Origin of the sequence: Bifidobacterium thermacidophilum subsp. thermacidophilum DSM 15837 (assembly GCF_000426425.1) — a bacterium.
Lineage (GTDB): Bacteria > Actinomycetota > Actinomycetes > Actinomycetales > Bifidobacteriaceae > Bifidobacterium > Bifidobacterium thermacidophilum.
The window spans coordinates 146,995-167,661 of record NZ_AUFI01000009.1 but is presented as its reverse complement, the minus strand read 5'-3'; the positions used below and the strand labels follow the sequence as shown (position 1 = coordinate 167,661).

Annotated in this window: 10 protein-coding genes; 5 read left to right on the top strand and 5 right to left on the bottom strand. The window is 60.8% G+C overall.

What is annotated here, in order from left to right; genetic code table 11:
* Positions 1 to 274: 274 nt before the first annotated feature.
* The 5 genes from K315_RS0106100 to K315_RS0106080 all read left to right on the top strand — a co-directional run bounded on the left by K315_RS0106100 (position 275) and on the right by K315_RS0106080 (position 7,437).
* Complete coding sequence (locus tag K315_RS0106100) at positions 275 to 1,135, top strand: TM2 domain-containing protein (protein WP_029576655.1); 861 nt, start codon at positions 275 to 277, stop codon at positions 1,133 to 1,135.
* Between the two features lie 11 nt (positions 1,136 to 1,146).
* Entirely contained in the window at positions 1,147 to 2,265 is a 1,119-nt protein-coding gene (locus tag K315_RS0106095) for a lipoate--protein ligase family protein (RefSeq protein ID WP_029576654.1), read from the top strand.
* A 625-nt stretch (positions 2,266 to 2,890) separates the two neighbouring features.
* Complete coding sequence (locus K315_RS0106090; RefSeq protein WP_029576653.1) at positions 2,891 to 3,610, top strand: Crp/Fnr family transcriptional regulator; 720 nt, start codon at positions 2,891 to 2,893, stop codon at positions 3,608 to 3,610.
* 191 nt (positions 3,611 to 3,801) lie between these two features.
* Entirely contained in the window at positions 3,802 to 5,928 is a 2,127-nt protein-coding gene (locus K315_RS0106085) for a transglycosylase domain-containing protein (protein ID WP_029576652.1), read from the top strand.
* 336 nt (positions 5,929 to 6,264) lie between these two features.
* Positions 6,265 to 7,437, top strand: a complete 1,173-nt coding sequence (locus tag K315_RS0106080) for an NADH:flavin oxidoreductase/NADH oxidase (RefSeq protein WP_029576651.1) — start codon at positions 6,265 to 6,267, stop codon at positions 7,435 to 7,437.
* A gap of 107 nt (positions 7,438 to 7,544) precedes the next feature.
* On the opposite strand, the gene K315_RS0106075 is transcribed toward K315_RS0106080, so the two are convergent.
* From K315_RS0106075 to K315_RS0106055, 5 genes are read right to left on the bottom strand one after another with little or no spacing between them, the layout of a single operon-like run.
* Positions 7,545 to 10,082, bottom strand: coding sequence for a transglutaminase TgpA family protein (locus tag K315_RS0106075; RefSeq protein WP_029576650.1), 2,538 nt, complete (start codon positions 10,080 to 10,082; stop codon positions 7,545 to 7,547).
* On the bottom strand, positions 10,079 to 11,299 hold the full coding sequence (locus K315_RS0106070; protein WP_029576649.1) for a DUF58 domain-containing protein: 1,221 nt from the start codon (positions 11,297 to 11,299) through the stop codon (positions 10,079 to 10,081). Before K315_RS0106070 ends, K315_RS0106075 begins: the two co-directional genes overlap by 4 nt.
* 43 nt (positions 11,300 to 11,342) lie before the next feature.
* The gene (locus tag K315_RS0106065) at positions 11,343 to 12,869 is read right to left on the bottom strand and encodes an AAA family ATPase (RefSeq protein WP_029576648.1); all 1,527 of its coding nucleotides are present in this window, start codon (positions 12,867 to 12,869) and stop codon (positions 11,343 to 11,345) included.
* Entirely contained in the window at positions 12,866 to 19,051 is a 6,186-nt protein-coding gene (locus tag K315_RS0106060; RefSeq protein ID WP_029576647.1) for an Ig-like domain-containing protein, read from the bottom strand. Before K315_RS0106060 ends, K315_RS0106065 begins: the two co-directional genes overlap by 4 nt.
* Positions 19,052 to 19,101: 50 nt before the next feature.
* Positions 19,102 to 20,502: a serine/threonine-protein kinase gene (locus K315_RS0106055; protein ID WP_029576646.1), complete on the bottom strand. Its 1,401-nt coding sequence runs from the start codon at positions 20,500 to 20,502 to the stop codon at positions 19,102 to 19,104.
* Positions 20,503 to 20,667 lie beyond the last annotated feature (165 nt).

The window sequence follows — 20,667 nt, the reverse complement described above, 5'->3', positions numbered from 1 at the left end:
GCTGTGGGTTCGGTGAAGGTTCTGCTGGCTTGTGTATGTCGGGGCATGCGCGGGCGGGTGAGATGGTTCTTGCAGTCAGGGAAAGGGAGCGGTTCTGGCGGGTTGCGTATGTCGGGGCATGCGTGACGTGACGTGCACCGGGTTTGGAGGTCCTGCTTGTGATTGAACGTCCACGGGGGTGTGGTTTCGGTGGGTTTTCGCATTGCAGACGCTGGATGTCCATGAGCGGTGGCTTCGGCATCGGCAAAGGCATGGGTTATGCGATACTGGCGGTATGGAAGAAAATAACCAGAGCAGCCAGGCTCCCGACATCACAGGTCAGGAAGCGCCGCAGCAGTCCCAGTACGCGTCGGCTGCATCGCAGCAGTCAGAGTACGAGCAGTCCGCGCAGGCTGCTCCGGAATCGCAATCGGAAACTCCGCAACCCCAATACGGTCAGGAGTACGGGCAGCAGTCCGCCCGGCCGCAGCAGTTTGGACAGCCTGCGTATAACCAGCAGCCGTCGTACGAGCAGCAGTACAATCAGCAGTCATCCGCGCAACCGCAGCCCGCGCCCGATCAGTACAATCAGTACGGTCAGTCCCAGTCGGATCAGCCCGGGTACGCACAGTATTCCCAGCCGGCATCGCAGGAATACACCTATGGTCAAGGCAACACCCAAACCACCCAATATCAAGAGGGATACCAGTACGCATCTCCGCAGCAGCAGTACGAGCAGCCTGCAGCGTCGGCAGCTTATCCGGCTGCCGGAGTGGCGATGGGCGAGGGCTACCAGTACCAGCAGCAGCCCTACGGCCAGCAGTATCAGCAGTCGTACGAGCAGCCGTATCAAGCTGCGCAAGGCTATCCCTATCCGCCGGCGAACTATGGCGGGTACGGATACGTCGGCCAGAAATCAAAAATCGCAGCCGGTCTGCTGGGTATCCTCTTCGGCTCTCTCGGGGTGCATAATTTCTACCTCGGCAACACCGGCAAGGCGGTGGCTCAGCTGTTGTTGACGTTCATCGGCTGGATTGTGCTCATTGGTCCTGTTATCGCAGGTATCTGGGGGTTGATTGAGGGCATTCTCATCCTGACGTCGTCTACAGGCAGTGAATGGCATAAGGACGGCAAGGGGTACGAGCTTCGGGACTGAGGATCTGCCCTATGCGCGGTGAATATAAAACTCCAGGCGGCAAGCTTGTCGGGGTCACGGTGGCGTGTGACCCCGCTGGCTTCATCACCTCATGCAGCATTGACGGCGATTTCTTCATGGAAGGCGAGGAATCCGAGCAACAAGCCATGCTGGACGCGCTCGCGAATGCGTTGCGTCACGGGGACGATCTCAACGCCGTATTCTCCGCCCATCCGCACGTCCAGTTGATTGGCGCCGATGTTGACGCGTTCCTCATCGCATTCCATCGGGCGGTCGACAACGGCGGCGCGGCACCGCACTCCACGGCCATGCGTGATACCGCATCGTCGCGCGGTCACACGGCGGCGACATCCAGCCAAGCACATCGCCCCTTTGAACAAGCTGAGCGGAAGACGGAACGACGCCGTCGAGCACGCTGGCAGGCGCTGAAACCGGAAGTCATCCACGACACCCCGCGCATGCCCCAAGAGCAAATGGACATCGATATCCGCCTTGCTGAGCGTGTCGCCGCCGGTAAGATGCCGCCTACCTTGCGCTTTTGGGAGTGGGCCGCGCCCGCAGTCGTCATCGGCAGATTCCAGTCGCTTGAAGACGAAGTGAACCTTGACCAGGCGCAGCAGTCCGGGTTCACCGTCGTCCGTCGTTGCACGGGCGGGGGAGCCATGTTCATCGAACCGGGCAACACCATCACCTACTCCTTGTATGCCCCGCGTGATTTCGTCGCCGGTATGGACATCGAGGAATCCTATCGGCTGTGCGACCAATGGCTGATTGATGCCCTGCGTGATATGGGCATCGAGGCCTCGTTCAGCTCAATCAACGACATCTCGTCAAGCGCGGGGAAGATCGCAGGGGCCGCCCAGCGACGGTTCCCGCCGATCGGGAAAGGGCCAGGGGCCGTGCTGCATCACGTGACCATGGCCTACGACATCGATGCGGTCGCCATGTCCCGCGTACTGCGGGTTTCGCAGGAGAAGATGTCGGACAAGGCCGTGAAATCCGCCGTCAAACGCGTGGACCCGCTGCGCTCGCAAACCGGGTTGAGCCGGCGTGAAATCGTCGATCGGCTGATTGAAGCGGCGCGTCGTCAGCAGCCAGCGGTGATGCCTTTCGCGTTGCCGTTCGTGTGACGCTGTCCGGGTGACGCTGTCCGGGTGGCGTCACGCGTAACATCGTTCGCATGACGCGGTCTAGGTGACGCGGCCCGTGCCACGCCGTGCACGTGAGTGCGCACGTATGAGGTGCGTGGCCGATGCGATGCAAAGCTTGACCCAGCGGGGACCGTGCAATCGGCGACCCGAACCGGTGCCTGATACCGGCAGTTGCATATCTGCGGTACTGATCTGTGGCACCGCCAAGCGTGCATCTTGTCTATCTGTAGTACCTCCACGATCATATCTTCACTATCTGTGTGCGTATGCACCCGATACCGCAAGTATGACTCGCGCAATTCCAACGGCATACTCCGGGTATCAGCCGTCGGCGCACACAAATACGCGAGATAGCTTGTGCGAAGTACTACAGATACCGCAGATAGCGGCAAAGCTGCGAGTGGTATTGCGCTGTACCGTACCGATATCTGCCGAAGAAGCCCCGGCCGGCTGCCGGCGGTGTCAATCGCAGGCGACATTGACCCATGCGACCCATGCGACCCATGCGTTAACCTGGGAACAGCACTGATTTCGTCGGGAAGCGGGATACAATGGGTGCCGTATGTGTCGCATCGACGCCAAGCGAAGCGGCAAGGAGGAGCCCATGGTCATGCCCAAGCCCAACGCGATGCCCGAGCCTGACAATATCCTGTTGCGCACCGCGCTGTTCAAACAGGTATCCGAGCAGCAGGCGGCGCGGCTTCTGCCGTACCTGCAACGTGCGCAGTTCGGCAAGGGCGGCGTGATTTTCGCGGAAGGGGACACCGATCACCGCATGTATCTGCTGGAGTGGGGGCGCGTGAAGCTCACCCGGCGTTCCAGCGACGGCCGCGTGCAACTTCTGAGCATTCATGCTCCGGGTGAAGTATTGGGTGAGATTCCGGTGTTCGACCCGGAAGGCGGGCCTCGTACGGCATCGGCGATCGCCATTTCTAGCCCGACTCAGGTTGTCTGGCTTGAGCATGACGCGCTGTTCGCGTGGCTCGACCAATATCCGCGTGTCGCCGTCGACATGTTGCAGGTGCTCGCACGCCGTATGCGCGCGAACAACGAGCGCATCAGCGACCTGGTATTCATGGATGTGCCCGCCCGATTGGCGAAAACCCTGATCAATCTGGCGTCCCGCTTCGGTGTACCGGAAGAAGCCGGCGTCAAGATTCCGCACGATCTGACCCAGGAGGAGCTGGCACAGCTGGTCGGCTCGTCCCGCGAGACGGTGAACAAGGCGTTGACTGAATTCGCGAACCGGGGGTGGATCGCGCGTGACGGCAGAAGCATCGTCATCTACCAACCGGGAGCGTTGATTCGCCGTTCCAAGCGTTGAGCCGGCACGGGATTCACTCATTCGGATTGAGGCCGTCGGGTGGTGGTTTCCACAATGCATCCGCTCTCCGACAGGCCGATTTTCGGCTTGTTTTCAGTCTTTTCCGCATTTCCGGCGGAATGTGCAAATACCGTGCCGTTGTGCGAGCGGCAACGCGGTAATGGTACAGGCGACACCATAGAATGGGGCACATGCCCAAGAAGAACTCCCTGACCGCTCGACGTGCGCTCGCTTTGCTGCTCGCGTATCTGACCCTCTGTATCGCCGGAGGCGTCGTCGTGAGCCTGATGGCGATGCCCGCCGTGTTCGGGGCGAACAACGCGGCGAAAGCGCTTGCACCATCCCTGACTGTTGAGGGCATTGATTTCGATGTGACCAGCCTGCCGCAGAAATCCACGCTGTACGCGTCCGACGGCAAGACGGTGATCGCCTCATTCTATGCGCAGAACCGCGAGGTCGTACCGATCAAGAACATTTCCGTATACATGCAGCGTGCCGTGGTCGCGCGTGAGGATCGCCGATTCTTCGAACACGCCGGCGTCGACGTCCAGGGCGTGCTGCGTGCGTTCGTGCAGACCTACGTGGCCAAGGGTGACACCCAGGGCGGCTCGTCCCTGACCCAGCAGTATGTCAAGAACGTGCTCATGGTCAAGGCCCGCGAGGACGATGACCCGATTGCCGAATACCATGCCTCAGAGGACACCGTCGCGCGCAAGTTGCGAGAGATGCTCATCGCCGTGCAGATGGAGAAGAAATACTCCAAATACGAGATTCTGCAAGGGTATTTGAATATCGCCCAATTCGGCTCCGGCAGCCTGTACGGCGTGGAAGCGGCGGCGAAACGCTACTTCAACACGACCGCGGCGAACCTTTCCGTCGTTCAGGCGGCCACCATCGCGGCAATCACCAAGAACCCGGAGAAATACGATCCGTCGATCGAGTCCAATCAGAAAACCGCTGAAGAACAGCGAAATATTGTGCTGGACCTGATGCTCCAAGAGAAGTTCATCACAAAAACCCAGCATGACAAAGCCAAAGCCACCCTGCTGAAAGATACGCTGAACATCCAGTCCGTGCAACAAGGGTGCCAGGTGGCCGGCGATGCCGCGTTCTTCTGCAGCTACGTGACCAACCAGATCCTCAATTCCAAGGAATTCGGCAAAACCGCGCAAGCCCGGCAGAAGTTGCTGAACGAGGGCGGCTTGGAAATCTACACTACGATGGATGTCAACGCGAACAACGCTGCGATGAAAGCCGCGCGTGACACCATCCCGGTCGATGACCCCACAGGCTTCGAAGTGACGATAGCCGCAGTCAAACCGGGGACGGGCGAGGTGCTCGGCTTCGGCATCAACCGAACCTATGATGCGACGGATGCGGCGAAAACTGATCCTACACGAACATCCATCAACTATGCGGTCGACCAGAAAGACGGGGGAGGTATCGGCTTTAACGTCGGCTCTACGTGGAAGCCGATCAACATGATTGCTTGGATGTTGCAAGGGCATTCCATCAACGAATCCTTGAGAACCTACACGAGTTACGCGAACAGTTCCTTCAACTGCTCGAAGTTCTCCGGACACGGCACATGGTCGCTGCACAACTCCGAAGGCGGCACCGTCAGCCAGGAGACCCCGTTGCAGGGCCTGATCAAATCGCATAACACCACGCAAGCGTCCATGACACAGCAGATTGGCCTGTGCGCGATCGCGGATGCGGCGAAAACCGTCGGCTACCACAACGCGATCCTGGGTCAGGAGGACGTCTACTCGGCCAACTCGTTCAACCCGCCTATGATCATCGGTTCCGTTCAGGCGTCCCCGCTGACCATGGCGAATGTCTATGCGACCATCGCGGCGAACGGTGTGGAATGCACGCCAATCGCCATCAAGAAGGTCATCAAGCAGAACGGCAAGAGCGTCAAGGTGCCAAGCGCGAACTGCCATCAGGCCATCGCACCGGAAATCGCCCAGACCACGGCATACGCTTTGAATCAGGGCGTGCTGAAGGGCGAGGCGAAAGCGGCACAACTTGACAACAACCGCAAGACCTTCGCGAAAACCGGTACCAACGAGCAGACGTACATGTTGACGGCCGGGTTCGTGCCCAACCAGGTGGCGGCATTCGTCGCCGTCGGCAACGCCGAGGTACAGGAGAGCTTCTCCGGCAAAACCATTAACGGGGTCAGCCACGGCACTTGGTACGGCATGTACATCGCGTCTCCGGCGTGGAAGGAATTCGTGGACACGTATCTAGCCGCAATCAACGCGCCGATTGACAACGATTACGGCACACCCGCCGAGCAATATATGAGGTGATTCGGCTGGGGCATCGGCACGACGGCCACACAGGAGGCGATTCGCGGTTGCGGGTCGCCTCCTGTCGTATTTCGTTGCGAATCGGCGTGGACCGTCGCCTCGTCGCGGATCGGCGCCGAAGTCGGTGCACGGACGTTTGGCAGATGCTCGGCGGACGCTTGTTCTTCCGTTGTTCACCGAATCTGTCGGCGATTTGCAACCGGACATCATACAATACAGATGGAGGCACACGAGAGACCAACGCGGGCGATTCGCGCATGGGCCAGTTGTCGAACGGCATCGAACGGCATCGAAGAGTCGTCGACGGTTCATCGCGGCCCGCTGAAAGGAGTCGATATGGCGAAAGACGATAAGACCACGAAAGTGAAGGACATCAAGGGGAAGGGAGACAAGGGACAGAGCGACAAGGAACAGTCCCGCGTCGATAGCAAGCTGTTCGAGCCGTTCCAGCTGCGCGGCTTGACGATGCGCAACCGCATCTGGCTGCCCCCGATGGACACCTATTCGGTGTACGCGCAGGACGGCAAGCCGACGCCGTTCCACTATCAGCATTATGTTTCCCGCGCCATCGGCGGGTTTGGCATGGTCATCGTCGAATCCACTGCGGTGAGCCCGGAAGGCCGTATTTCCCCATGCGATGTCGGCCTGTGGAACGACGACCAGATCCAAGCGTGGCGTTGGATTGTCGAAGGTGCGAAAGCGACCGGAGCTCGCATCGGCGTGCAGCTCAACCATGCCGGCAGGAAAGGTAATACCGGCAGTTTCTCGCTGGGATATATCCATGAGAATGTGCCGCAGGACAAGGGCGGCTGGCGGACCGTCGCCCCGAGCCCGATCCCGTATGCGAAGCTGGATGCTCCGCGCGAGCTGAGCGTTGATGAGATCCACGGGATCGTCGCACAGTTCCGCGATGCTGCGGCGCGTGCTGTGGATGCCGGCTTCGATATGGTGGAAATCCACGCAGCCCACGGCTACCTGCTTTCGGAATTCCTTGATCCGCTGACCAATGCGCGTGAGGACGAGTACGGCGGTTCGTTGGAGAACCGGATGCGCTTGGTGGTCGAAGTCGTGGATGCCGTCCGCCAGGTGATTCCCGACTACATGCCGCTTGTGGTGCGTGTTTCCGCGACCGATTGGGCCGCCGGCGGTTGGAATTTGGTCCAGACTGTGGAGCTGTCCCGTGTGCTCAAGGAGCATGGTGTGGATTTGATCGACGTGTCGACCGGCAGCATCATCCCGCATGTGAATGTGCCGGTCAAGGATGGCTGGCAGGTGCCGTTCGCCGCGGCGATCCGCAAGGAGGCCGAGATTCCGGTGAGCGCGGTCGGGCTGATCACCAAGCCTAAGCAGGCGGAAAAGATTGTGCGCAAAGGCAAGGCGGATGTTGTGGAAATCGGCCGTGCCGCGTTGCGTGACCCGTATTGGCCGTTGCGCGCCGCTTACAAGCTGGGGGTGCCTGCCGACCAGGCGCCGTACGCGGACCAGTACCGTCGGGGAGCTTACTGCTGAGGTTGTTTTCGATGCAGCTGGGCTCTGCCGTAGGGCTTGTTGCCGAGTTGAGCGTCGGGTTTGGCACTGTGTTGGGTGGGACATGCCGTCGGGTTTGGCGGGGCTCATCATTGTGCTGGGCGTGGGTTTGGTGGAACGCGTCGCCGGGCTGGGCGTCGGACTGATGGTTCCCGGCCTCTTCCGGGCGTTTTCCAAGTCATCCCTGTGCAACATGGCTTGTGGAACATCCCTCGCAGCGAGAGCTTGGCGCGCCATCTGCGTAACGCCGGCAACGATTTGAGCATGGTAGCGCGTTCCTCGATGACGTCATTCCAATACCGGTCGACTTGATGCTGATCGATGGTGTTGCCGGAGAAGGAGACATAGTCCGCTTCCTTGCCCAACATGACCAGCGCGTCTAACGTGAGGCCCATTTCCTTGGCGATGGCTTGCGCCTGTTCGTTTCTGGTGCCGTGAACGCTGAGACCGCTTTGCATGGCGGTTGCGGTGACCGCCTGCCAGCCTGCAGCGACGCGTTGCGATGGGCTGCCGTGCTTGCGTGCCCATAGCAGCGCGATTGCCTTGATGGCGAGCAGCAGTGTACATACGGCGAGCAACACCCAGATTGGGCTGCCATACAGGGCGACCGCTCGGGCAATGGTACGGAACCGTGCCCAAGACGTGTTATCCGGTGCCTCATCAGCCATGCTGCCGCCGATTGATGATGCGCCGGTGGCTTGATTGTCGTCACGCAAGGGGTTGGTGAGCGGGACTGCGGGCTGGCGCACCAGTGTCTGCGGATTCGGCGGGGTCAGGTTCCGGTTGTCGTCCGGGATTTTTGTTTCCTTCGGTGTCGGGTAGAACGGCACCCAATCGTATCCGTCCAGTTTGATTTCCACCCACGCGGTTACATCGTTGCCGGTGAATTGTGTGACGGTGGATGAGCCGTGCTTCTCGGTGCGGCTTTCGCTGATGTCGCCCTCATCGTTCTTTGGCAGGAACCCGAGCACGACGCGACTGGGCATGCCAAGGCTGCGGGCCATCAACGCCATCGCGGAGGCGTATTGCTCGCTGTCGCCGACCATGGCGGACCCCGCCAACAGCTGGTCGATACGGTAATTGCCGTGGCCGGCACTGGAGGGGTAATCTCCGTCCAGCCCATGTGAGAACCAGCCTGATTCCTTGAGCTGCTTCGCGATGGATTGCGCCGCCTCGCCGCCGCTGGCCTGTCCGCCGGCCGTGGCGTTGGCGAGTTTATCCACGCTGTCGGGCACGTCTTCGGCTTTGGGCTGACTGATCAGGCTGATTGCCGCCTTGGTGATTTCCTTGTCGGTCGGTATGCGGGGGATGATGCCGGTTTCCGTGTAGGACAATCCCGCGTAGGTGCGTGCGGAGTAGATGGAGGACATGGTGTCGGTGTTGTAGTAGAACGAATCGGCGTCGGACGTGTTGGCGAATTGTACGCTTGACGCGGCCCCGGCGATGGGCAGCCAGTAGTCGGTCAGCCCTTTGTTCACTGTGAATTTGGCAGTAAAACGTTTGCCTTCCGCGGTGTTGCGGATACTGGTGCCGACACGGCGGTAGCTGGAAGAGTCCGAGGCCATCGCCGAGTCGGACAGGTTCCACACATTGCCGTCGAACCGGTCCATGACGGCAAGGCGTACGGTGGAGCCGGCGGGCAGATCGGTGACGGTCAGCAGCACGTCATCCTTGTGGTTCTTGACGTATGAGCGCATGCCGCTGAGCGGGCTCGTGTACTGGTAGGGGCTCAGCGGCGGTTCGTAATGGTCGCGCATGATGGTGCGGTGCTGTTCGACAACCGCGCATCCACCGACCGCGAGCGACGCCGAAATCAGCACGATGACGATGCTGCTCAACCACCGGCTCAGCTCCAGCAGATTCCATCGCGAGCTGATCCATGCCACCAGCGTAATGGCTGTCACGGTGCCCGCGGCGATGCGGTGGAATCCGGTCGGGGAGCCGAGCAGCGCGCAGACCGCCGTATTCGCCAAGATAGGGATGACGGCGATTATGATGTACCGTCCGTCCTTGGTGACGGCGAAGATGCCGGTTAGCAGCGCCGCCCACAGGCAGATTGTCCAGACGGCTAGGAGCGAGCCGTCTGCCGTCCCCACCGGCGGGTCGAGCGCAAGCAGGTATTTGAACGAGCCCAGCATACTCATCCACCCCTGTCTGATGGTGCGGACTGTCGGAATGATATGGGCGATGGTGGTGTCGTTGAGTATCAAGGCGGGGCCGACCACCAGTTGCGCGAATGCCATGAACAGCATCTGCCACCATAGGCGCAGCACGGGGAAGAGACCGGCGAGCGCCACCAGCGAGCCGATGATGGTGGCGGGGATCGCTGCCGTGGCCCATGACAGCGCGGATCCATAGACATCAATCAGATTGCTGGATGCGACGAGGGTGAGCAGCGCGGCGATAAGCAGGCTTGCGTAGGGTGCCGCGCAGTGCCGCGTGCCGGCGATGGGGGCGGGTTGTCCTGGGCGCGTTATCCAGATTGCCGAGCGCTTAGAGTCCATCCATGTGCCGGTGGCTGTCGTCGTCGCCGTGGATGTGACAGTCGATGCGGCGGCGCCGGTCAGGTCCGTGACATTGGTGACATCGCCGGTGTCCATGGTATTGACGGGGTTCGTGGGGTTCATACCAGTGCTCCCATGATGATCGGGAGGTTGTCGAGGTCTCCTATGGTTGCCAGGGTGAAATCGGGGTAGTGCTTGATGGCGCATGGCTGTCCCGGCGCGGTTTGCAGGACTACGCAGGTCGCGCTGTGGGGGAGCGCCAGCGCCATGCGTTTGATGATGCCAATGGTTTTGAGGCTTCCGACCGTGAAGAAATAGAACGATGCGTCCCGGGCGTGCGCAAGCGTGTCCTGCGCGAGATTGGGGTTGTCGTCGATATCGGGGTCGATGCCGCTGCAATCATCCAGGAATTCCGTGGGATTGCGGGGTGTTGTGTGGTTGATGCCGGCGTGGGCGGTCACCGGCCGGTCCTGTTGCAGGCACTGCACGCCGATGGATGCGTGGACTGACACCGCAAGTTCAAACTCCTGCGAGTGCGCATAATCATGGGGATTCACACTGATGGTCAGCGAGGTGTCGGTGCGTCGGGTGGCTTCGTATTGGCGGATCATCAGTGTTCCGGTTTTCGCAGAGCTGAGCCAGTGGATGTTGCGCACGTCGTCGCCTGGGGCATATTCGCGCAGACCGTGGAAATCCAGGTCATCGTCCACGATTTCGTTGCTTGGCTGGCCTTCGAGGTCGCGGGGGACGCCTGCGCTGAGCGTATTCAGCGCGACTGTGCGCGGATGGATGAACACGGTGATCTGCTTGGTGAGTCGCCTCTCACGGCGCACTAGGCCGAATGGGTCGCCTCTGCGGATGGACAGGGGGCCGATGGGCAGGATATCCCGCGATACTGCGGTGAATTCCACGGTTGTCATGCGTGACTGGCCTGCGGCGAGCATGGGGATGGTGAAGCGCTCGTGGTCGTCGCCGATGGGCAGGTCGCCTCGCGCCGAAGCGGTCGGTGTACGGCCGGGATTGTCGACGCATACGTTGACGGCCACCTTGTCCGATACAGTGACCCGGCGGCGGGACACATCGATGGTGGCGTTGCAGGTGGTGTTGCCGAGCGACAGCACAACCGCACATATCATCATGGCTGTGAACGCCACCGCCATGGCGAGCAGTTCGTGCCATCCGAGCATAAGGAACGCCGTCGCCGAGATGATGGCCAGGGCGATGACGGTCCACCCGGGAACGGAGATATACGAGGTGAGCAGCCGTTTGGCCCGGTGCCGGATGCGTCGCAGGGTGCGTACCGTGGCTGTTCTGCGCCGCATGGTGTGCGATTGCTGCATTCCTTGACCTTTCGATGAGGGTGGTTTACCGGTCCGATATGGTTCACGCGCTGGTACCAAGGGTTGGCGCGGGGACGTCTTCTAGAATCTGCCCAATCAGCTGTTCAGGGGTTGATCCGGCGAATGTAGATTCGGCGGTCAGGGTGATGCGGTGGGCGAGGACCGCAACCGCGAGATGCTTCACATCGTCGGGCACCACGTATCCGCGATTGTCGGCGGCCGCCCAGACGCGCGCACACCGGGTGAGTGCCAGTGCGCCTCGCATGGAGGGCCCGACTCGGATGCGCTCGTTGTGGCGGGTGGCTTCGACCAGCCGCACGATGTATTCAAGGATTGAATCATCGAGCCGCACATGCTCGCTGATGCCACGCATGCGCAGTACATCCTCCCCGGAAAGCACCGGGTGTACGGTGGCGGCTCGGTCAGTGACGTTGATTTGCCTGAGAATGTCCACGCTGACGTCATGACTGGGGTAGCCGACGGTCGTTTTGATGAGGAAACGATCCATCTGTGCTTCGGGCAGTTTATATGTGCCGAGCTGTTCGATCGGGTTCTGGGTGGCGATGACCATGAACGGCTGAGGTACCGGATGGGTGACGCCGTCGACGGTGACGTTCTGCTCCTCCATGACTTCGAGCAGTGCCGACTGTGTTTTCGGGGAGGCGCGGTTGATTTCGTCAGCGAGCACGATGGAAGCGAAGATGGGGCCTTCTCGGTATTCGAATTCGCCGGTTTTCTGGTCGTAATAGGTGACGCCGACCACGTCGGACGGCAGCAGATCCGGTGTGAACTGGATGCGCTTGAACGGCATATCAATGGAGTTGGCCAGACCGCGTGCAAGCTGGGTTTTTCCCGTTCCCGGGTTGTCTTCGAGCAGAATGTGCCCGCCGACCACCATGGCGGCGGCGCATTGGCGGATCGGTGTTTCCTTGCCGACCACAACGTGGGAGACGTTGTCAACGAGTTTGGAGAACATGCTGTGGAATTCGGCGATGTCCGCCGATGGGGCGGGAAGCAGGGACGATGGGGCGTGCGACTGGGCTGCCTGTCCCTGTTGACCGTGCCATTCCTGTCGTGGTTGCGCAGGTTGAGCGGGTCGGACAGATTGGGCAGGTCGGGAAGGAGAGACCATGGATTGCGTGGCGTGCGATGTCTGTGGAGTCAGCGGTGCCTGTGGAGTCATCGGAGTGTGCGGGGATTGCTGATTTGGCGTGGGAACGATTCCCGTTGGTTGGCCTTGCGATGGTGCCGGGGTCATTTGTATCGCGGCCGGTGGTGTCGTCAACGGCAGCGTGCCGCGAGTGCTCAGCAACGTACCTTCCATATCGTCATCTGGATGCGCCGGTGGAAGTCCTTGGCTTGGAGCCGTTGCCGCAGTGGATACCGGTGCCGCGACTGGAGGTTCGGCTGTGGTCGCGAAAGAAACCGGCGTCGGAGCCGGAATCGCCGGCTGGGCCGGTTGTTGTCCGGTTTGCGAAAGGAACGGCTGTGGCACCTCCGGGTGGCCGGGAATGCGCGGTGTACGGCCGATGGAGCCCAGTTGGGTTTCGTCGTCGAATTCGTCGCTCATGGGATGATTGCTCCTTGCTGTTGGGTGATCATGGTCGGGATGCGTTGCTCCTTGGTCGACGGCGTACGCCATGCCCTGAGTCCTAGGGCTTGGATCTGCTGCCGATGCTGGAACAGCGTCATGGGGGAGACGGGGGCCGATTCCCGTCTCGCCGTGTTCACGGTAACCGTGCCTGTGAGTGCCTTGTTCGTCCTGTTCGATAGGACATTCCGACTTGTGCTGGGAGTCACGCCGAGAGTTGTGCTCGGGTTCTTGCGGGGGTTTGCGATGGGACTCGCGCTCGGGCCCGGTGTCGGATCCGGCTGCGCGGGCGGCTGGTACCTGTTGGCATCTTTCAGGTGCTCACCGCTGGTCTCATTGCTCAATGCCGGGTCGTCGCCGACCACGCGCGCCTTCCAGACATAGTCGGCTCCCGTCGGAAGTATGTTGTTGACGTTGAGCGTGCGATCGGAGGATGCCCACGGGACATCGTACGACTTGCCATCTGCTGTGAAGGTGATCATGGTTTTGCCTGACTGCCCGTACATGTTCACGGTTCCGCCGGTGATGTCGATGGTGTCCGCATCGGTGCTGCTCCAGCGCAATTGCGGTGCCTGGATGCCCGCTTTCTGCTTGTTCACATAGGCAGGGGAGGCGCTGCCTTCGGTCGGTTTGCTTGTCACGCCCTTGAACCGCTGCATCACGCTGGCCGAAGTGCAGGACTGCCATGGGGCCATCATGAAATCGTGCGACCGTTCGGACGCCCCGGCCTCATAGGGATCGAACCCGCTTGCGTGTACGGTGTACCCGTCGGCGTGCCCCCGCATCTTCCATGTGACCGTGCAGATGCCGTTGTCGCCGGAAACGGAGACGCGTTCCGGCTTCTCCACGGTGTACCGCGGGGTGAAAGTCACCTTGGCGGGGTCGCTTCGCGTCGCCTTCTTGCCGATGACGATCGCTTCGACGACGTATTCCTTTGTGTTGAGATTACGCTCCGGGATGTCGAAGGATTCCGATCCAGAGCAGGACATCGTCATGGTGACGTCTCCGGACAGTTCAATGGACTTGCACCCCGCGTTGCGTGTATTGCCTACCGATTCGACGGTGACGGTTCCGCGCGTGTCATCATTGGTCAATGTGACGGCAGGGGCGTCCGGCTTGCCCCAGGGCTTCGCATCGCCGGACTGTTTGGAAGGCTGGCTCCAGTTCACGTTGTTGTGCGATTGCACGGTCGCCTTGTAGGATGCGCCGTCGACAATCGTGTTGTTTTCGATGGCGAAGGTGACGCTGGTGCCGGTCGTTTCAACGGGGGCGGGCGCGTTCGTGCCGCTCAGCGTCACCCGGTACTTGTCAATCGCGGAGAAATCGCCGTTCGTGGCTTTCCACGTGACCGTGACAGTGTATTCACCTGCTTCGGCCGTCACATCTGTCGGCGCGTCCGGCAGTTTGTCGGGTGTGCTTTCCACGGCGTTGGATTCCTTCGACCAGCCGACCTCGTTCTTCGCCTGCACCTTGAACGTGTAGGTTCTGCCGTTTCTCAGGCCGTCCACCGTACACGAGGTCGCCGCGCCGCAGGATTTCTGGCCGGAACCCTCGCCGCCCCAGATGACCCGATATTCGGTGATTGGGCTGCCGTTGGCCGATCCGGCCGTCCAACTCAAATCGACTCTGCCATCCTGCGGTTTGCCCGAAACCGCGGACAGGAGCGGCGCATCGGGCTTGTCCGTCACGGAAACGTTGATGGTCCCGGTCACTTCGCGGTCCTTGGCCTGGGTGGCGTCGCGCACGGTGACAATCACCCTGTTCGTGCTTGCGCCGATGTCTAAGGCCGCCTTGATGGATACCACGCCGTCGGGCGAACAATCCACGGTGAATTTCGCGTTCTTGTCCGAAACGCAGCCGGTTACGGTCAAAGGGATGTCCGGGAACGGGTTGAAAGCGTCGGACAGCATATTGACCTGCCTGACGGACCCGGCTTTGATGGTTATCGCCTTGTCACCCAGACGCGCCAACGGTCTGGTGGATGAGGTGACGCGCACCGTCAAGCCGGCGTTGACTGTGCCTTTCGCATAGGCGATGGCAATCGGCACATTGACGGTGGTGCCGGCTGTGGCGGTTTTATCTGCGGACACGGTCAGTTTGCCGGTCGAACTCACCTTGGCGGTGACACCGTTGGTGCTCGCCCCACCGGAATACGTGTATTGCTTCTCGTCATCGTATAATCCGGATGCCGAATGGGTCAGCGCTTTCAAGTCGATGGTTGAAGCGCTTTCGCCGGCAACCACATCGATTGTGGAAGAGGAGAAGGTCGGGGCGGGCACGTCACGTCCGATCACGGTGATCGACAGGGTGAGCACCGCGGAATTGACGATTTTCACGTTGTCGTTCTTGCCGCGTTTGCCGTCCGTTGCCGTGAAGGTGATGGAAGCCGGGCCGGCATAGTCGCTGGGCGCGGTGAACCGTAGCGTTTGGTCGTTGACGTACAGGTTGTCGTCCGCGGCTTTTGTGGCGCTCACCGAATCCGCGCCGTCCACGTAGGCTGTTTTGCCCGCGCCCACACGAACATAGTCGGCGATGTTGATGGTGATGGTTTCACGCGCGTTGACTTTCAACGCGGGGGCTTTTGGACGCAGGGTGGGCGGGAAGACGCCGTACGCCGGCACTTGGATGAATGCGGTGGATGTGAGGCCGTACGTCGTGTTTGTCACGGTGTACGGGACCGCACGTGCCTCGTCGGTCAGCTCCACAGTGATGGTGGTGGAACCCTTGCCGCCTTTGACATGAGCATGCCCCGTGGCGGAGGGGGCGACGCCCACGGTCAGCTCGTCTGCGGTTCCCGAAGGATTGGCAATCCACTGCGAGACGTCCACATCTACGGATTTCTTGTCGATTGTGGCCGCTGCGGGAACGCGGTAATCGTAAGCGGTCGGAGGGTCGATGGGGGCGTTCGCGTCGACGTTCACCGTCAGGGTCGCGGTGTCGGACAGACCGGCCTTGTTCTTGATCGTATACGCCGCGTAATAGGTGCCTGCCTGTTTCGGCGTGGTGAACGCGAGCATACCGTCGATGACGGTGATGCCGTTGATGCCTTGCGATTCGACATGGTCGGCGACCGTGAGATCCGTGTTGTCGCCGCAGATGTCGTTCTGGGCTACTGGTACGGTCGTCGCCGTATTCGGGCGCAGGGTGATTTCGTCATCGCGTGCGTACACGCCCGAATCGGAGCCGGAGGAGAAGACGCCCACGCGGATCTGCGCGGTCGCCCGCTGTCCGGTCCAATCCTCCACGGCGTAGGAGAAGGTGTCGGTGCCTGACGAATCGGCGTACGCCTCATACACCAGGTATGTGGCGCCCACTTCGGTGATGCGACCGAGTTTTGGCGCCTTGTTACCCAATCCGAGCAGTTGCACGTCGTCGCCGTCAGGGTCGATACCGGTCAGTGTGATCGGGATTTGGACCTTTCTGCCGGCTGCCACTTGGGCTTCCGCATCCGAGGGGGTTGGAGCAGCCTTGTCGGCGGCATCCTTGCGGTGCACATCAATGATGATGGTGGCGGAGGCTGTGTTGCCCAGATTGTCTTTGACCGTGTATGTGACGGGGTAGGACCCGGGTTCTCCCGTGGCCTGATAACGTACGGTGTTCCCGGAGACGAACACCAGGCCCTTGAATGTGGCCTTGTCGACCTGCAGATTGTCTTGCAGTTTCACTGTGGTCCCGTCCGAGTAAGTCACATGGTCGAGCACGTTTACGGACACGATGCCGCCGGTCCTCACCCGCGCTGTGACATTCTCGGCTTTCGGTACGGAGTTCGATCTGGTCGATGCGGGCGGTTGCAGGGTGATGATGCCGGTCGAAGATCCCGCGGCATTGGCCACGGTGTATGTCAATTGCACCGGTTCGGTCGGCACTTGGCGGGCGGTGATGTAGATTCGCTTGTTGCCCACAATACCGGCTTTGATGCCGCTGTGCGTGTCCGCAGCGACGCTGGTCACTGACAGGACGCCGCCCAACGGGTCCACATCGTTGGTCAGCGGCTCGACGATTGCGGTGTTATCCGCGCCCAGCAGAGCCACATCGTTCGCCGCAACCGGCTTGGCGGCGTCGCCGGTCACGGCCTGCACCTCCACCCGTACGAGGCCGGTCGCCGCAATGGTGCCTTGGGTGATGGTGTACGGCACATAGTAGGTGCCCGGGCTTGACGCGCTGAACGCAATCGACATATCCGCCGCGTTCATGGTGGCGGATACGCCGGGCACGGATTCCACCGAGGTCAGTTGGGCGGGTTCCGCGCTGGTGCCGTGCACATACTGCTTGAGCGCGATGGTGGTGCGGGTACCGGGCGTGGTCTGCCTAGCCACCGGGTCGATCACGGCGGCGAGCGTGTTCGCCGGTTTCACCGAGAAATAGATTATCCCCGTACCGGTCTGCTTCCCGTCCGACACGGTGACTTCGATGCCCGCGCGTCCTGAGGACATAGAACCGGCGTTGAACACAAGTTGGCCGTCGGCTCGCGTGGAGACAGTCACCTGATTGGTGTTCTGCGGTGACGCCGAAACCAAGGTCAGCGGGTCCCCGTCGGGATCGGAGAAGCTTTCCAACGCATTGGCAGTGTAGGAAGCCCCCTGTTCGACGTCGATTTCCGGGGGAACATCGGTTTGTTGCGGGGCCCAGTCCTCGCCGTCGGTGAGGTTCAGGGACACGTTCGCACTGGCGGTCTGGCCGCGTCCGTCAGAAATCTCGTAGCTGAACGTCACTTCACCCGCCCCTGCGGCCGAGGCATCAAGTTGCAGGTACCGTCCGTCATAAATGGGCAAGACCGAGATATTCGCGCCGTCGGGCGCGCTGACCGAATCGATGTGCAACACCGAACAGTCGGTCTGCTCATCGTTACGCAACACGTCGAGAATCTGCTGCGATCCGGTACGCGCGCCGAACGCATCGTCCTGCGCCCTGATGTGCCCTGACTGGGAGGAGCAGCTCTTGCTGAAACGGCGTTGATTGTTGGCGCTGTTGTTGCGCTCCTGCTGCTTGGATTCCTTGGTTTCCACCTTGTTCCACTGGATTTTGATGACTTTGGCGGAATCCTGCGGGTTCCACACATTGCCGTTGATTACGTCGTTGAGGACCACCAGACGATGGTTGGTGCGGAAGACGAGTTGCGAGGTGGGGTCGATGGATTCCAGCGATGAGTATGTCGCTCCCTTGCCGTTTGCATCGCATACACTGACGTAGTTTTCCGCCCGCTGCGCCCACGCCGCGAAGACGCATCCGCCGGTCGACACCGGTCGTGCCGCGTCGCCCTTGCCCGCTTTCGGCAATGTGTTGACAGCACCGGAATGCAGATTGACCAAGGCGAGGCCGCGCGGGGTCGCCGCCGCCACCCAGTTGCTCTGCTTGCCATCGGTGGGCGGGGCCTGTAGCGTCACCTTGCCTTGCAAGCCGATGTCGGCGTTTCCTTTCGGCCAGAACACCTTACCATTGCCGGCGACGACCGGCGTGCCGCCGATGACCGTGAACGATTCAACCCCCGTGGCGTTCTCGATTCGAGCGACCTTACTCGGCGAGCCCTGTGGGCCGTCAACGCTCAACACCGCATAATCGGACGGGCGATACCCGTACACGACACCATCATGGGTCACGGCAATCGCACCCGAGGAGCCGAGCTTCATAGCCGGACTGCCGCTTGTCGGGTTCAACGAGGCGATATCGGAGGCGGAACCCACCCACACGTTCCCCGTTTTCGTGTTGATAATCGCCGCAGTCTTCCCGCCGATCACGGTTTCCATATCGGCGGTGATGCTGGTGTTTCCGTGTACGCTGACTGTGGAAGCCGCGATATTGCTCGCTTTTGTCCCCTCGGCAATCACGGTGTCACCATCGTGCTGGGCTATGTCGAAACGTGCTGCTGTCGAAGTGACACCGGCGTCGGCATCCCTGTTCTTCACGTTGAACCGCGCGGCTTTATGGTCCTTGAGCGAAGTGACCCATACCGTGCCGTCATCAAGCTGCACGTGCGGCTGTGTCACCGAACTGACAATGACGCAACCGGCAACGATGCCAAGCAGCAGAACCAGCATGACGACCGGGGTAATCCACCGCCGGTTGCCGGACGGCACCAACCGGCGCATCATGGCAGGGAAACGCTTCCGTCTCTCTCTGGACGGCGGCAACAGTTGACGTTCGGTGAAATTGCTGCTGCTCATATTCTGGCTCTTCCTTGGGCGTGAAATGTGCTGTGTTCTTGCGCTCGCGTTTACGGCCTGATGGCGCATGCCATCGCAGGGGTGTCGGACATCCGTCTGTCCGCGCGGATCAGACTCACCTTGATACAAGTCTGTGCTGCACCGGACGGGTCAATGTCGATGGATGTCGACGACGTCAGCGCGCTTCGCGAACTCGCACGTTCGCCCGTGCCGCCCACAAGCGACCACGCGTATGCGTCGCCATCTCGGGGATCAGGATTGGTCCACGAGAACGTCGCTTTGGTGCCGGCAGCGTTGTACGCGCCGGAAAGACCGTGCACTTGTGGGACTGAGTCGGAGACAACCGCCGAATCAGGGGCGTCCCCGTTGCGTTGTTCCGAAGTCTTGTTGTCGAGGCCACTGCCGAGAATCTGCATGGTCAGGTCGCCTGAGGTCGTGTCCATATTCGGGGCGATCAAGAAAACGAATCCTGACACAACCGCGACGATTGCAGCGAGAGCGGCCAATGCGATGACAGGCGGTTTCGTCCATGGTAGGCTGCGGCGGGACGACTCGACAGTCGCCGGCGTTGTCGTCGTGGCCAAGCGTGCGTTCGTGGCGACATCCGCGGGGATATCCATCTCGCCCTTGATTGTCGTGCACGCGGTATGACCGTACATTTCCAGTTGCGCGCGCTGCATATCGCGAGCGAATTCCAGCGCCGAATAATACCGGTCCTCGGGAGCCGGGCTCATCGCCCTGTGCAACACCCGCTCAACGGGGGCGGGAATATCCGGACGGCGGAATGCCGGCAACGGCTTTGCCAAGATGATGGACTGCAACCGTTCCGCCCGTTCCTTTCCGCGGGAATCGCCCAACTCGTCGGCAAACGCGTATTCATACGGGGATTGCCCAGTCACCATAGCGAACAGTGTGGCACCTAGGGAATAAATATCGGACGCCTCATTGCCGCCTCCGCCGTTGGCCAGTACCTCGGGCGGTGCCCAGGCAACGGTGAATCCCACACCGGGGCCTCCATAGATGGTGCCCGCGATACCGAAATCAGCGAGCATGGGCATATGCTGCGCGTTGATGAGTATGTTGCTTGGCTTGATATCGCGGTGGATAATGCCTTTACGATGTGCGGTGAACAGTGCGCTCGCCAGATCGATACCGATGGTGAGCATCTGGTCTGCGGTGAGTCTGTCATGTTCGAGGAAGGCCTTGAAATTGCCTCCCGGGGCGTACTCGAACACAGTGTATCCGTGTCCAGTCGCGGTGATGCCGCTTCCGTAAATGGAAAGAATATAGGGATGTGCAGAGATTTGGCCCATGAAATCGGCTTCGGAACGGAAACGGTTCGCCACCTGCGAATCCAGTTTCTGCTTGCTGATCTTGATGGCGACCTTGCGATTCGGGACATGCTGACGGTACAGGTACACGTCGGCTTCCGAGCCCGATCCAAGCTGCATGATGGGTGAGTAGCCAGGGATGCGCCCGACTGCGTGTTCCGTGATGCCCGCTTGGGCCGTCTGGGTTGTCCGAAATACCTCGATGGTTCGGTGTGTTTGCGTGCTCTTTGCGCTCCACGACGAATACCTGGCCTCGGCATCCGGCCTTGCAACAGGTCGCTCGTG